Origin of the sequence: Enterobacter sp. SES19, from assembly GCF_011765665.1 — a bacterium.
GTDB classification, from domain to species: Bacteria; Pseudomonadota; Gammaproteobacteria; order Enterobacterales; family Enterobacteriaceae; genus Enterobacter; species Enterobacter pseudoroggenkampii.
In genome coordinates this window covers 2,833,046-2,846,951 of the sequence record NZ_CP050320.1, presented here as the reverse complement: position 1 = coordinate 2,846,951, position 13,906 = coordinate 2,833,046, and the positions used below count along the sequence as shown (strand labels likewise).

The 13,906-nt window shown below is 49.9% G+C and carries 15 protein-coding genes and 2 pseudogenes; all 17 read left to right on the top strand.

Annotation, left to right across the window (positions count from 1 at the left end; translation table 11 throughout):
- Positions 1-1,284: type VI secretion system tip protein TssI/VgrG (gene tssI / locus GXP72_RS13595; RefSeq protein ID WP_208762993.1), on the top strand; the 1,284-nt coding region annotated here is incomplete at its 5' end.
- Entirely contained in the window at positions 1,277-1,774 is a 498-nt protein-coding gene (locus GXP72_RS13590) for a hypothetical protein (RefSeq protein WP_244319920.1), read from the top strand. The genes tssI and GXP72_RS13590, both read left to right, overlap by 8 nt.
- Before the next feature lie 75 nt (positions 1,775-1,849).
- A complete protein-coding gene (locus GXP72_RS13585) occupies positions 1,850-2,404 on the top strand; it encodes a hypothetical protein (protein WP_244319919.1) in 555 nt (184 codons plus the stop codon).
- 3 nt (positions 2,405-2,407) lie between these two features.
- Positions 2,408-3,484: a hypothetical protein gene (locus tag GXP72_RS13580; RefSeq protein WP_208762992.1), complete on the top strand. Its 1,077-nt coding sequence runs from the start codon at positions 2,408-2,410 to the stop codon at positions 3,482-3,484.
- A gap of 73 nt (positions 3,485-3,557) precedes the next feature.
- Positions 3,558-3,998, top strand: a complete 441-nt coding sequence (locus GXP72_RS13575; protein WP_024909853.1) for a DcrB-related protein — start codon at positions 3,558-3,560, stop codon at positions 3,996-3,998.
- Between the two features lie 3 nt (positions 3,999-4,001).
- Complete coding sequence (locus GXP72_RS13570) at positions 4,002-8,378, top strand: RHS repeat-associated core domain-containing protein (RefSeq protein ID WP_208762991.1); 4,377 nt, start codon at positions 4,002-4,004, stop codon at positions 8,376-8,378.
- Complete coding sequence (locus GXP72_RS13565; protein ID WP_024907031.1) at positions 8,378-8,638, top strand: hypothetical protein; 261 nt, start codon at positions 8,378-8,380, stop codon at positions 8,636-8,638. Before GXP72_RS13570 ends, GXP72_RS13565 begins: the two co-directional genes overlap by 1 nt.
- A gap of 300 nt (positions 8,639-8,938) precedes the next feature.
- Positions 8,939-9,133 (top strand): annotated as a pseudogene (locus tag GXP72_RS22695) (RHS repeat-associated core domain-containing protein); the annotation flags it as partial.
- Between the two features lie 379 nt (positions 9,134-9,512).
- Entirely contained in the window at positions 9,513-9,992 is a 480-nt protein-coding gene (locus GXP72_RS13555) for a hypothetical protein (RefSeq protein ID WP_126801770.1), read from the top strand.
- A 31-nt stretch (positions 9,993-10,023) separates the two neighbouring features.
- A pseudogene (locus GXP72_RS13550) lies at positions 10,024-10,469 on the top strand (type IV secretion protein Rhs); the annotation flags it as partial.
- A 26-nt stretch (positions 10,470-10,495) separates the two neighbouring features.
- On the top strand, positions 10,496-10,693 hold the full coding sequence (locus GXP72_RS13545) for a hypothetical protein (RefSeq protein WP_071994455.1): 198 nt from the start codon (positions 10,496-10,498) through the stop codon (positions 10,691-10,693).
- Between the two features lie 91 nt (positions 10,694-10,784).
- Positions 10,785-11,477: an Imm43 family immunity protein gene (locus GXP72_RS13540; RefSeq protein ID WP_232473017.1), complete on the top strand. Its 693-nt coding sequence runs from the start codon at positions 10,785-10,787 to the stop codon at positions 11,475-11,477.
- A gap of 190 nt (positions 11,478-11,667) precedes the next feature.
- Positions 11,668-12,186: a hypothetical protein gene (locus tag GXP72_RS13535; protein WP_244319918.1), complete on the top strand. Its 519-nt coding sequence runs from the start codon at positions 11,668-11,670 to the stop codon at positions 12,184-12,186.
- 229 nt (positions 12,187-12,415) lie between these two features.
- Positions 12,416-12,736, top strand: a complete 321-nt coding sequence (locus GXP72_RS13530; protein WP_244319917.1) for a hypothetical protein — start codon at positions 12,416-12,418, stop codon at positions 12,734-12,736.
- A gap of 102 nt (positions 12,737-12,838) precedes the next feature.
- The gene (locus GXP72_RS22690; RefSeq protein WP_080690917.1) at positions 12,839-12,940 is read left to right on the top strand and encodes a hypothetical protein; all 102 of its coding nucleotides are present in this window, start codon (positions 12,839-12,841) and stop codon (positions 12,938-12,940) included.
- Positions 12,941-13,021: 81 nt separating this feature from the next.
- Positions 13,022-13,339 (top strand): hypothetical protein, encoded by a 318-nt coding sequence (locus GXP72_RS22685; RefSeq protein WP_161798583.1) that lies wholly within the window; start codon positions 13,022-13,024, stop codon positions 13,337-13,339.
- A 2-nt stretch (positions 13,340-13,341) separates the two neighbouring features.
- The gene (locus GXP72_RS13520) at positions 13,342-13,791 is read left to right on the top strand and encodes a hypothetical protein (RefSeq protein WP_072050682.1); all 450 of its coding nucleotides are present in this window, start codon (positions 13,342-13,344) and stop codon (positions 13,789-13,791) included.
- Positions 13,792-13,906: the final 115 nt, after the last annotated feature.

Sequence of the window (13,906 nt, the reverse complement as noted above, 5' to 3'; positions counted from 1 at the left end):
GCGCTGGAGGACAGCGTGACGCCGGGGATTTACAGCCTCGACGACTATGACTTCCGCAAGCCGAACGCGTGGCTGTTCCAGGCCCAGCAGAACCCGGCGTCGCCGAAGCCGGGCAGCATCGACGTGTACGACTGGCCGGGTCGCTTTGTGGACAAGGGGCATGGGGAGTTCTATGCCCGCATCCGTCAGGAGCGCTGGCAGGTGGAGCACCAGCAGATTCAGGCCACCGCGACGGCGGCGGGGATTGCGCCCGGGCACACCTTCACGTTAACCAACGCGCCGTTCTTCAGCGACAACGGTGAGTATCTGGTGACGGCGGCGGGTTACCACCTCGAAGAGAACCGCTATGCCAGCGGCGAGGGGGAGACCATTCACCGGACCGATTTCACGGTCATCCCGTCGGCGGTGGTGTACCGTCCGGCGCAGTCCACGGCGTGGCCGCGCACCTACGGCCCGCAGACGGCGAAAGTGGTGGGGCCGAACGGGGAGAGTATCTGGACGGACAAATACGGTCGGGTGAAGGTGAAGTTCCACTGGGACCGTCTGGCGAAGGGCGATGATACCAGCTCCTGCTGGGTGCGTGTGTCGAGCGCGTGGGCGGGCCAGGGCTACGGCGGGGTGCAAATCCCGCGCGTCGGCGATGAGGTGGTGGTGGACTTTATCAACGGGGACCCGGACCGTCCGATCATTACCGGGCGCGTGTACAACGACGCGAGCATGCCGCCGTGGGCGCTGCCGGCTGCGGCGACGCAGATGGGCTTTATGAGCCGCACGAAAGACGGTTCCGTGGACAACGCCAACGCCCTGCGGTTTGAGGATAAAGCGGGTGCAGAGCAGGTGTGGATTCAGGCCGAGCGCAACATGGACACCAGCGTTAAAAATGATGAAACGCACAGCGTCGGCGGCGAGCGCAGCCATTACGTGAAGAAAAATGAACTGCATCGCGTGGAAGCGAATCAGACTCAGGCCGTGAAAGGTGGCACCGAGATCCTGACGGGGAAAGGCAAGCTGGATGCGGCGGTGGAGCAGTATGTTATTGCTTCCGGGACGAAGCTGCGGCTGGTCTCCGGTGAGAGTGCCATTGAGCTGAATGCTAACGGCAAGATTAACCTCATCGGCAAAGAGTTTAACTTCTTCGTGGAAGGGGATGGGTATATCACCACGGGCGGTAAGCTGCATCTGAATACCTCTGGTACAAAACCGGGCACCACGGCGCCGGGATCGGGGCATAAAGGGGATATTGATGCGGCGGTGCAGGCGAAATTTACGGCCAAAGATGAGTAAAGCAGGTGCGGTGCTTATCGCGTTACTAACGACGGGAATGGCTGGAGAAGATGCGCAGAAAAAGGATCTTTGGATGTTTATTTCCGGGATGAGTGCATCGCTTAAGACGTTATCCGTTACAACCCTTAGTAACGCGCCGTTATCGTTTAAGATGACCAGGCAAAATGAATATATCAATTTCTACAATGCCGACGATATCAAACTCGCTGATGGAACGAGCATAACCGCAATTGGGTTACGTTTAAGCAAACAAAACGACGGCATGGCACCTTTACTGAATTTTTCACCTTCCTCAGGTCAATGCATAACGCTTGATACCGTTAAAAAGCGCTATCCGCAGCTGAGGTTAACTGATTATCCGCGCGGCCGTTCGGAGAACGAAGTGACCAGCTATACAGCCCGAAAAGATATGAATGGACAAAAAGTGAGCTTCAGTTTCACCGTGAAAAATCCTCACTGTCTGGGTTCAGTCGTCATTAGCGCCGACTAAGAAATACTGCACTCATGTCCTGACGGTTTCTTCAGGGTGATAATGGCCATACACATTCAATAAATGACGATTAACGTGAAAAAACATACGCCAATATTTCTTTGTTCGGTCCTGATGTTTAGCTGTCCTGGCAGCAATGTGGTTTTCGCTCAAGGTAAGCCATCCATTCTGACTAAACAGGATTTCTCCGTACAGATCAAAGACCAGCCTGTCGCCCTGGGCGACAGATGGACGCCTGATATTGCCCCTAAAATTGGCGTGCCGGTGGAAGGCAGTTTTACCGGTGAGGTTCCTTTTGATGGAGTCCAATATAAATTCTTTCAGCATCAAAACGCTGGAGTAGAAATATTCACTTCCAACCTCTGGTGGGATAAAGCGGAAAGAAGCGTTGATGATTATATCGTGTCTCAAATTACGCTGACTGCCGAAGACTTCGCAACGCCGCGCGGTGTCCATGTGGGTTCAACGAGAAAGGAACTGAACAGCGCATACGGTACCGGTCAGGTCGAAAATGATGCCGGGGAGCAGTGGATTACTTACGAATTGGATAAAAAACTGCTCTCTTTTGAGATAAAAGGCGACAACGTTATAAAAATAACGATGAATTACAACAATGATTCTCAAGAATAATTTATGACCAAAAAATATGTTGCAGCCGTATTGTTCACGGCTTTATTGACAGGCGCAGTTGAAACGTCATCTGCGTTAGAGTTATCGCAATACAATAACCTCAATACGGTCAGACGCATCGTTAACGACAGCGAAGTGACAGACAATCTCAGGAAGACGTTGGGAGATCATTACCAGACCTTTATTGATAACTTTGATGTCTTCGGCGAACCGCATACCACCCCAGGTGGCGGATTGTTTGTTGAGGGCTGGCTAAAAGATCTTTATCTGGAGAACGCATCCGCGCTGGTCATCAATCCTGACGGCAAAATCTTTGCGGCCTGGGTGGTTCCAGAATCAAACGTTATCCATTACCAGTCATCTGATAATAGTCAGGCCATTAATGCCGATATTCAGCAATGGGCCGCCAGATTCAATACGATGCAGTTTGCAAAAAGCAGCCAATCAGGACTCGCGTTTGACGGGGAGTGGGCTGGTGAATTCGAGAACGACTCGACGTTAACCCTGCGGCTAGCTGAATCTGGCAACCGTATCACCGGGTCTTATTGCTATGTCTCCCGGAGAGGAAATCGCATCGATTGCCCGGAAGATGATGAGCATAATCTTAGCGGTACGATCGCGGGAAACCGTGCGGACGTTGAGTTCAACTCATCGTTTGGCGGCGCAGGCGGACGGGCTGTTCTGGAACTAAAGGGGAGTGAAATGGAATGGCGTTTAGTTACTCCTCCTCAAAAAGGAAATGATTATGCTCCGCTGCGTTATACGTTACGTAAAGCCGCTTCGGTTCAAAACGCGGAAACCAGAAAACTGGACACCGAAAAGTTCACTATCTCTCTGATAAACAAGTGCGGGCGTTTCGAGGGTGAATGTGACCAGATGGTTTATCTCGGCGTGCGCAAAAGCGATAACAGTACGATCTCCTTAAAGGGAAAAACGTTACACGACCCCGCAGGTAAAATAATCGGCTCAACGTACAAGAACGGCGAGATCGCTTATACCGTCACGTATGCACCCGTGAAATTGGTTGTCAGCAAAGGCAGCCATGTTTTAGTCGAACAGTCAGGCCAGTGGCTTAAATAACTATAGCCAGCCAAAAGGCCAGCATCGATTGGCCTTCTTGTTTCTCTCAATATTAATCATCCCGAGTTCACTTATGAAATACACCCTCCAGGAAGGCTCGTTTTCCCTTTTTCCTGCTGCCTGGCAGGATAACAGTATGAACATTATTCGCGATGACGAAAGCGGGCTGTCCGTAGTGGTCAGCCGCGGTGTGATTCCCGATGGCAGCGACTACAAACAAGAGTTTCACCGCCAGTGGGATGTGTTGCGTCCTCAGATGGGTGAGATCGCCCAGAGCGAATTCCGGGACGTAAAAGCCGGGCCTGACGGAAACATTAACGGGCTGGAAGTTGAAACCACGTTTGACCGTAACGGGCAACGCCTGTGGCAAAAACAGCTGGCCGTGCAGACGCCGGGCAAACCGGTATTGATGATTTTTACCCTCTCGGCACTCAGAGCCTTTACCGAAGAGGACGAGGTGCGCTGGAGCGCGCTTAAGCAGAGCCTGACGCTAAACGACAACCGGAATGTGTAAGGCATGAGCGATAACAACGCGGCCCGTAAGGGCGACGAGATTATTCACTCCAGCATTTTTGCTGATATCACAAGCATTGTGGCGGAAGGTGCCGCCTATGCGGTGATCGGCGCGGCGGTGGGCGCAGCAGCAACCGTAGCGGCGCCATTACTGGGGGCGGGGGCAGCAGCTGCAGGCGTGGCCGCAATTGGATCCAGCTGTCTGTTAAGCGGCATCATTGGCGGCGTGCTGGCGAACGTCGCGGGGATCACGGACGATATCAGCAACGCTGCTGAGGGGTTAGGCAATGCGCTCTTCCCGCCGTCGCCTGCGGGTAAAATTACCACCGGCTCGAACAACGTTCTGACCAACGCAATCCCCGCCGCACGCGCGGCAGGCACGCTGACGCCCGCCGATACACCGTCCCCTGAGCCGCAGTCGCCGGGCAGCTTTGCCGATTACGCGGGCATGCTGCTTTCCGCCGCCGGACAGTTTGGCAGCGAAATGTGGCAGCCGAGCGTGGCCTCTGCCGCCGCGGGAACCTCGCCGCTGGAAGAAGACAAGGTGGCGTGTGAAAAGCACTCCGGGCCGCAGTATCTGGCGGAAGGTTCTAAAAGCGTCTTCATCAACGGACAGCCCGCGGTGCGCGCGAAAGATCGCACCACCTGCGAAGGCACCGTGTCCGACGACGTCTCCCCGAACGTGATCATCGGCGGGGACACGCTCACGGTTCGCGATATCAAAAGCGGTAAAACGCCGGGTCTGGCGCTGGGGATGATTGCGCTCTCCCTGCTGCGCGGGCGTCCGGGCAAGATCCTGAAAAACATGCCCTGCGCGCTGGCGGCGGCCGGCGGCGGGATGCTGGCGGATATGGCCGTCAACGCCGTGTTTGGCTCCTCGCACCCGGTCCACGCCGCCACCGGCGTGAAGGTGCTGAACGACGACGATGAGCTCGACTTCTCGCTGCCGGGGCGCTTCCCGCTTCGCTGGCAGCGCAGCTACAACAGCCTGACGACCCGCGAAGGGCTGTTTGGTCTGGGCTGGGCAACGACTTTTGACAGCTATCTGACGCTGGAAGATAACAATGCGACCTGGTTCGATGAAACCGGGCGCGAGCTGAGCTTTGAACTGCCGCCTGTCGACCGTGCGTTTTACAGCATCAGCGAAGGCATCATTATCCGCCGCAATGAGAACGGCGACGTGGCGATTGCCGACGATGACGGCGCGGTGTGGCGTCTGTACAAACCGACCCGCATCAATCCTTCTATCCTGCGTCTGGCCTCCCTTAGCGATGAATACGGCAACGCGCTGCTGACGGCGTGGGACGAGCACGGCAGGCTGGTTGGTATCCATGATGAGCCGCGGGCGATAGACGTCACCCTGCGCTATGAAGATGAGCGCTTCCCGCTGCGCGTGACCTCGGCCAGCCATTTCGACGGCAACCAAACCTGGCCGCTGATGCAGTGGGGCTACGACGCGCGCGGCCAGCTGGCGAGCGCGACGGATGCCTCCGGCGTGGTGACGCGTGAATACCGTTATAACGAGCACGGGCTGATGGTCTGGCACTGCCTGCCGGGCGGTCTGGAGAGCGAATACCGCTGGCAAAAATTCGACCACTGGCGCGTGGTGGAAAACCGCACCAGCACCGGCGACGGCTGCCGCTTTAGCTATGATTTAGCCGCCGGGCTGACGACCGTCGAGCACTACGATGGTCAGACGCGCCGCCACTACTGGAACGCGCAGAATCTGATTGTCCGCTACGTTGACGAGCGCGGTGAAAACTGGCGCTACGAGTGGGATGATAACGAGCTTCTCACGCGTCGCATCGATCCGCTCGGCAACGCCGTCACCTTCGTCTACGACGAGATGGGCAACCGGGTGCAGGAGACCGATGCCGACGGCAATACCCGCACCACCACCTGGCTGGAGCACCGCGCGCTTCCCGCGGCTATTATCGAAGCCGACGGCAGCGCCACCCGGTTCTGGTACGACGAACACCACGGGCTGAAGCGCGTGGTGGATCCGATGGGGCAGACTACGCAGTTGCGCCGGGACGCGTTCGGCCTGGTCGTGGAAGAGGTCGATGCCGCAGGCAACAGCCGCTACCAGGAGTACAACGAGGCCGGGCAGATTATCCGTTCGACGGACTGTTCCGGGCGAATTACCCGCTATCGCTATCATCCGCTGGGCTGGCTGGTGGCCGAGACTGGCGCCGACGGTGAAGAGACGCGCTACCGCTACGACGCCGCAGGGCGTCCGGTGCAGCTCGATCGCCCGGAAGGCTGGACGGAATCGCTCAAATGGAACGAACGTGGCCTGCCGGTGAAGCATGCGGGCGCCGACGGGAAAGAGAGCGAGTTCAGATATGACGAGGCGGGGCGCTTAACCGCCACCCGTAATACGCAGGGTGAAGAGGTGCGCCGCCGCTGGGACAGCCGCGGGCGTCTGATTGCCCTGGAAAACGAGAACGGCGAAGCGTATCAGTTCCGCTGGGGGCCAGACTCGCTGCTGCTGGAAGAGGTGGGGCTCGATGGCGTAGCCTCGCAGTATCGCTATGATGCCTGCGGGCGCACGATTGCGCGCACCTTTGCCGCCGGTCATCCGGAGGCTATCACCCACGCCTTCGCCTGGAGCGCGAGCGGTCAGCTGGTCGCCCGCACCACGCCGGAAGGGCAGACACGCTACCACTACACGCCGTCCGGGCTGTTAAGCCGGATTGGGCTGCATCCTGCGCTTTCAGCCGACGCGTGGAGCACCGAGGCAGAGCAGGAGCTCGTCTTTGAGTATGATGCGCTCGGTCGCGTGACGCGCGAGGCGGGCGAGCACGGCGAGCTGGCGTGGGAGTATGACGCACTGGGCAACCGCACCTCCGTCACGCTGCCCGATGGCCGCGAGCTGAAGCAGTTCTACTACGGCAGCGGACATCTGCTCAGCATTGCTCTCGATAAGCTGTCGGTCTCCGATTTTACTCGCGACGAACTCCACCGTGAGACCAGCCGCACCCAGGGGCTGTTGACCACCCGCAGCGAGTACGACCGCCTCGGCCGACTGCACCGCCGGGACGTCTTTACCGGCAATGCGCAGCGCCCGTCGCCGCGCCGCTGGTCCCGCCGCTGGGATTACGACTACCGTAATAACCTGGTGCGCGAAGAGCGGGACGATAACCCGTTCAGCTGGTACCGCTGGCAGTACGACAGCGCCGGGCGCCTGCTCGTTCAGAACGGCACGCTGCCCGGCCAGGAGCAGTGGCGCTGGGATGCTGCCGGTAACCCGCTAGAAGGATCTGCTGAGAAGGTCACGCACAACCGCCTGACGCAGCTGAACGGCATTCGCTGGCGTTATGATATCCACGGCCGCACCGTGGAGAAGGATAACGGCCAGATCCGCTGGCACTACCGGTACGACGGCGAACACCGCCTGACGGAGGTTATCAGCCAGCCGCGGGATCGCAACAAACCGCAGACGCAGGTCAGCTTCCGCTACGATCCGCTCGGTCGCCGCATCAGCAAAACGCGCCGCCAGATGCTGGGCGGACAGCCAACCGGCAAGCCGGTCACCACCCGGTTTGTCTGGGAAGGGTTCCGGCTGTTGCAGGAAGTGCACGGGGATGTGCCGCTCACTTACGTCTACAGCGATCAGGACAGCTACGACCCGCTGGCGCGTATTGACGGCGTGGAAGCGCCGGAGATTTTCTGGTTCCACTGCCAGCCCAACGGCACGCCGGAACGGATGACGGATGTCGAAGGGCAGGTGCGCTGGGAAGGGGGGAACAGCGCCTGGGGCAAGCTGCTGCGGGAAAGCGAGACGCAGATATCAGGATATTCTCAGAACCTGCGCATGCAGGGGCAATACCTGGACCGTGAGACAGGGCTGCACTACAATCTGTTCCGGTATTACGACCCGGACTGCGGACGGTTTACGCAGCAGGACCCGATAGGGCTGGCGGGGGGGATAAACCTTTACCAGTATGCGCCGAATGCGCTGGGGTGGGTGGATCCGTGGGGGTTAAGCCGATGCAATACAGGGAAAAAACCAGGGCCGCAACTTCCTGGAGGAATTGCAGAAACATTTGATAAAAGCGTTTATAAAAACAGGCAGCTGAAAAGAGACGAGACTTTTTATAAATATCATGGTGTAAATAATAGAACAGGAAGAAAAATTTCTTGGCTGACAAATGAAAAATACAATTCCGAGGAGGTTTTGCGAGAAAAGTTAGCTATTCGCCATGATTGGGGTGTAAATATTACTAATGTATCAGAGTTTAGAGTTCCTAAAGGAACGTGGGTGAGTGAAGGTCCTGCTGCAGCTCAAGGGGCAGGATATCCTGGGATGGGATACCAGGCTGTGGTATCAAATCTTCCAAGAGCATGGGTGGTTAAAACTTTAAGGGTTCCCTGGTAATGAAATTGAATAACTTAAAAAATGCACTTGAAAAAATAATTTTTGAACTTAATGCCAATGGTAAACATGAATCGGTAAATTTTTTTCAAACTCGTTATGAACAGATAATAATTTTTGGAGACAAAATTCCATTTGAAATAATTGAAAGTCTGTCAACATGCAGAGCTATGGCTCAATACGCAAACTTTTCCCTCAGGGAAGAAAAACTTTTAGATGATGTTGTTAATTACGCACTTGATATTAAAAAAATGATGCCCTGATATTAAGCAAAGGGAAGGATTGATTTTTGCGAGGTTATAATTAAGCAGCGTCTGTTTTTGAAGTGCTCACTCAAACAACAAAAAACAGATAATTTTTAATAAAAGAACACTATTGGCTGGCTTAATATATTAAAATCAAAGCCCGGGTCACGCAACTGAACGGTATTCGCTGGCGCTATGACATCCACGGCCGTACCGTAGAGAAGGATAACGGCCAGATCCGGCACTACCGGTACGATGGCGAACACCGCCTGGGGCAAGCTGTTGCGGGAGAGCGAGACGCAGGGATCAGGATATTCTCAGAACCTGCGGATGCAGGGGCAATACCTGGACCGTGAGACAGGACTGCACGACAATCTGTTCCGGTATTACGACCCGGACTGCGGACGGTTTACGCAGCAGGACCCGATAGGGCTGGCGGGGGGGATAAACCTTTACCAGTATGCGCCGAATGCGCTGGGGTGGGTGGATCCGTGGGGGTTGAGCCGTAAATGTAAGGATCCATCTAAAGAAGCTACGAGATGGCAAGGTCAAGGTGATTACAAAGTATAGATGTCTACAAAAACAGGAAACTGAAAAAAGGCACGATTCTGTATGCATTATATCCAAACGGTGATACTCCTCCATCATATGCAGTGACTTATCCAACCGTTAGGCAAAATAAAGGAAATGCTATAGGCTACTATGAAGCACTTCAGGTTAAAATAGATCCTCATCGTACATTAAGAACGCAAGTTAGAGCTTATTATGTAAGTGAGGATATTGATGTAGCATATGGAAGAGCATTGGCTAATGAGATATATGGTCGAGGGGGGCAATTCTTTATCCCTGAGGAATTTAGAAATCTTTTGATACCGTGGAAGGTCATTAGCATATGATTAATTTTAAAATTAACGTGGTAAATGGTAAGGTTGAGTTAGACAATAAATGTCTTTTAATACAAAGGGAGGAGGAATTTATAACTTCTGATCTTTACAAATATCTTGAATCAGAAAATAAAATGCAGAAATTAATTCCCCATCATTATACAGTTAATACCGTTCTTTGGTCGGGAAAGGAATTCGAGATTATAATACAACCATTATGCTTCAGTAATTTGCCATTTACGGTGCAATTAATTTATAAAGAGGGAGGGTATTATAAGGCAATAAATGATTGGAATAAGGTTTCTAACATTGATATGCTAAATAAAGAAGTCGAATTTTTATATCAATGGGTGTCGGGTGAATATGATCTTGGCAAACCAGATGAAAAAGAAAAACATAGTATAATGTGGCACTTGGAATGGGGTGATATAACTATTTGCTATGATATTAAATCATTTAATTGCGGTATTTATTTAACGTGGAATTAACTATTAAATAAGGTTGTCATATTGTGCTGATAACCCGCTTGAAGGTTCCGCTGATAAGGTCACGCACAACCGCCTGACGCAGCTGAACGGCATTCGCTGGCGTTATGACATCCACGGCCGCACCGTGGAGAAGGATAACGGCCAGACCCGCTGGCACTACCGCTACGACGGCGAACACCGCCTGACGGAAGTCATCAGCCAGCCGCGGGATCGCAACAAACCGCAGACGCAGGTCAGCTTCCGCTACGATCCGCTCGGTCGCCGCATCAGCAAAACGCGCCGCCAGATGCTGGGCGGACAGCCAACCGGTTTGTCTGGGAAGGGTTCCGGCTGCTGCAGGAAGTGCACGGGGATGTGCCGCTGACCTACGTTTACAGCGATCAGGACAGCTACGACCCGCTGGCGCGTATTGACGGCGTTGATGCCCCGGAGATTTTCTGGTTCCACTTCCAGCCGAACGGCACGCCGGAGCGAATTCTGCTCACCATGTTATACCCGTTGAGGTGTGGAAAGAGGAGCAATCATTCTTCAATAATATTGGCATCGGAAAAGACATGAACTCTGCGTTTAATGGTATTAATTTTCCAGGTAGCGCATCAGCGATGAAACAAGATGCAGGGAAAGGTATGGATATCTTCCATAGCAGTAATTATCATAACTATAGTGACATTCTCCGTCGGCGCATTGCTCGTGTTGAGTAACGATATATTTCTGGAAGATTAGATGCTAAAGGGGCGAGGATAGCTATAAGGCGGATCCAGATTGATATGAAGAATAAAATTTGGATGGGTCATGTTCCCACAAAAAAATCAGGGGAATGAATTAATGTCCTATTATGTGATCATGAATGACTTTGAATCATCACGCATGCCAAGAAATTTACAGGGCATGGTTGATGAAAGATTACAGGTTAATGAAAACTGGGAAATAGAAGGCTCTGCCTTTCCCTTCCCTTATCGAATAACAGACGATGCATGCCCAGACCATATTTATTTGTTGTGCAATAAAAATGTTGGGGCTTTGAAATTTGACTATTATAAAAAAGACTTTGGACACTTGATGGATAAGTCTTTATTTTCGATTTTTGAAAATTATAAGCACAATGTTTTTTTTGGCCGAGATATTACACCAGTTTCGATTGGGAATGGTCAAGTTCTTCGGGATGATTTTAAATATGCATATTTTCCAGGCGGCGATGTTATAGATAAGGATAAATCTATTCTCGAAGAGGATAAGTTCGGAGATACCATACCTTTTAAAATTGAATTCAAGGATGATGCGCTAGAAAATGATATACTTTCGTTGAACGACACATTGTTAGGTGGTTTTATCATTGTTAAACAAGAGGTCAAGGAAGTTATAGACAGTAAAGGATTCCGGGGGTTGAAACTTGTTCCACTGGAAAATGCTTTAGACGTTTTTTGTGAAGATTATTTCTACGAAATACACTCAAATCGTAAAAGAAAGGGCAATAAACTACCTTAATATTGAAGGGTGTCGTGCCATTATTGATTCTTTGTTTTTCTTTTTTAATGGCGCGAAGAAGTTCTTTGGATTATGAGTACATTTTTCAACTATGGATATGGTAATTTTAAGCGTAGCCAATAATGATAACTCTTAAAGAGGAATAATGCATATAAAAAATACTATCCAAGACTTTGTCAAGAAATTCAAAATGAATGATTTAAATATGGGAGAGATAGACTATGCAGACGATGAAAATGAAACTTCTTTTCCTGTGAATTTAAATGGCGAAATTCGTTTTTTTTATAGCCATTTGATTTTAAATGACCACCCAACATTTGATGGTGCATTCATTATACAGATTATTGAGCCCCAAGAGCTTAATAAAATGTTATCAGGCTGGCGAGTTCAAAATGACACGACCTGGCGCGATGAATATATAATCTTTGCTGAACGAAATGGAGATGTTCTTTTTTGTGATACCCAAAATATCACATCTCCTGTTTATGGTAGTATTCAAAAAAGAAATTTCATTATTTCCAATTCGTTAGCCGACTTTTTGGATGCTTTTTGTTCTGCCATTGAGATCGAACAAAGTAAATATGATGGTGATGCTACAGATGATGATTTTAATTTCAGAGAAGACTTTCTGGAAGATATCGATTTAATGCTAAAAAGCAAGCTTAAGGATGTTGAGGCGGAAGGTTTTAAGCAATTCTTTTTTGGCTAGGTTAATAATAAAAACTAACACTTTTAGAACCCTCCTTACTTCTGACAACATTTTTCGCTTAAAACCACTTTTATATAGGCAAGGAGGTCTCTTTTCGATTGATAATGAATAAGCATATGAAAAACGGTTTCGATAAATTTGATGAAAAAGTTACATCTCTTGTAGAAAAAGGAAACGAGTTCCATTTAAATGGGCCTCACCTAGTGAAGTTGCTGATCAGATGTGGAAAATGACAACAAAAACAGATGGTAAGTCGATTATTTTCAAATTGGGTGATGGAATAAAAAAGTACTGGAGTAATATTGTTATGAATACTAAAGGAATAAATACTAGAGACGATTTTATTAAACTTCTTGAGAATTTATCTTCAAATGCCAGAAATAATCTAAGTGAGTGGGAGAGCAAAGACTTACCCTCATATTTTGAATCGATGGCATCTTGGGTTGAAGATATGGATGGATATTATTTAAATCAAAAATTACCTGTTCCAGAAAATGTTAACTGGACATTTATTGCAGATATTTTAATGGCTGCAAGAGTTTATGAATAATATTCAATAATAATTGGCCGGGAAGAGCATCAAATCTTCCCGGCGTTTTATTATTTAACGTGTTAAAAAGTATGATGGCGTCCGAATCGTTCCGATGACCCGATAGGTTTTAATGGCGGTATAAATACTTACGTTTACGCCACTAATCCGTTGAATTGGGTTGATCCATTAGGATTGAAAGCGAAGTGTGCACCGACTCGATAAAATGACCATAACCAGGCGGCATTTGGTAGGCAGTGGCAAGGAAGAGGGATTTATCAAGGCCGTTATTCTTGGTCAAACACAATGCTTAAAGAAGGCGATATTGTTTATGGTGGAGCACCTGGGCAGTCAGGATTTTATTTCGACAAAGCCACTTTAGAAGCTGCTAGTGGTAGTCGACAAAAATTATGGGAAAGTTTACAAGTTCTACCTCATGAAAAATATGGGTTTAGAAGTAAGATTCAGATGTATAGAGTCAAACGAGATGCTATTGCTGGTACGGGACAAGCTTTGTCACCAGATACTGAAATGTTAGGAAGCGGTGGCGGTACCCAATTCTTCCTTTCGAATTATAAAAAAGTTCTGAAACCTATTGGTCTTCCATTTGATATTGGGATGTGAAAATGAATTTTGACGCAGAAACTGGTGTTCTTAAATTTAATAAAAGGGTTCTATTAGGACCAAGAGTTACTAAGACAGAGTTGTTTAATAATACAAATGTAAGGTGGGAGGGGTGGCCTGAAAAAAAAGACAATAAAACAGTCTCATACAGAACTATCCTTAAAGGTGACCATGAGTTCGGAGATATATATCTAATAATTGACTTCTTGGTTCCCAATGATCCTAACTCAATAATTCGTAGTTGGCGCTTCGCCCCAGAAAAATTATTGATGGGAAAACAGAATAGACCCGAAGGGAAAGTCACCCGATGTTTAAGGGAATGGTTCAAAACTAAATCTACTATTGTTCTTCCTGTATCAAGGGAGTGGGGACATGTTGATGCTGCTTATGACCCTCATAACCTAACAGGAACAATTCTCTGCCACTATTGCTTAGACCCTCATGAATTGTAAGTGGAGAACTGGTAAAATATATGATTCAATTGAAGTTACTTATATGACTATATCATAGTGTTTCCAATATAAATTGGACAGTTGCCATCCTAAACGAGAAAATAAAAAGGTATAA

Excerpts from the sequence above, each read along its gene's own strand:
- GXP72_RS22685 (WP_161798583.1), top strand. The coding sequence starts at position 13,022 with ATGCTTAAAGAAGGCGATATTGTTTATGGTGGAGCACCTGGGCAGTCA.
- GXP72_RS13535 (WP_244319918.1), top strand. The coding sequence starts at position 11,668 with ATGAATGATTTAAATATGGGAGAGATAGACTATGCAGACGATGAAAAT.
- GXP72_RS13530 (WP_244319917.1), top strand. The coding sequence starts at position 12,416 with ATGACAACAAAAACAGATGGTAAGTCGATTATTTTCAAATTGGGTGAT.
- GXP72_RS13580 (WP_208762992.1), top strand. The coding sequence starts at position 2,408 with ATGACCAAAAAATATGTTGCAGCCGTATTGTTCACGGCTTTATTGACA.
- GXP72_RS13540 (WP_232473017.1), top strand. The coding sequence starts at position 10,785 with ATGTTCCCACAAAAAAATCAGGGGAATGAATTAATGTCCTATTATGTG.
- GXP72_RS13555 (WP_126801770.1), top strand. The coding sequence starts at position 9,513 with ATGATTAATTTTAAAATTAACGTGGTAAATGGTAAGGTTGAGTTAGAC.
- GXP72_RS13565 (WP_024907031.1), top strand. The coding sequence starts at position 8,378 with ATGAAATTGAATAACTTAAAAAATGCACTTGAAAAAATAATTTTTGAA.
- GXP72_RS13575 (WP_024909853.1), top strand. The coding sequence starts at position 3,558 with ATGAAATACACCCTCCAGGAAGGCTCGTTTTCCCTTTTTCCTGCTGCC.
- GXP72_RS13520 (WP_072050682.1), top strand. The coding sequence starts at position 13,342 with ATGAATTTTGACGCAGAAACTGGTGTTCTTAAATTTAATAAAAGGGTT.
- GXP72_RS13570 (WP_208762991.1), top strand. The coding sequence starts at position 4,002 with ATGAGCGATAACAACGCGGCCCGTAAGGGCGACGAGATTATTCACTCC.
- GXP72_RS13590 (WP_244319920.1), top strand. The coding sequence starts at position 1,277 with ATGAGTAAAGCAGGTGCGGTGCTTATCGCGTTACTAACGACGGGAATG.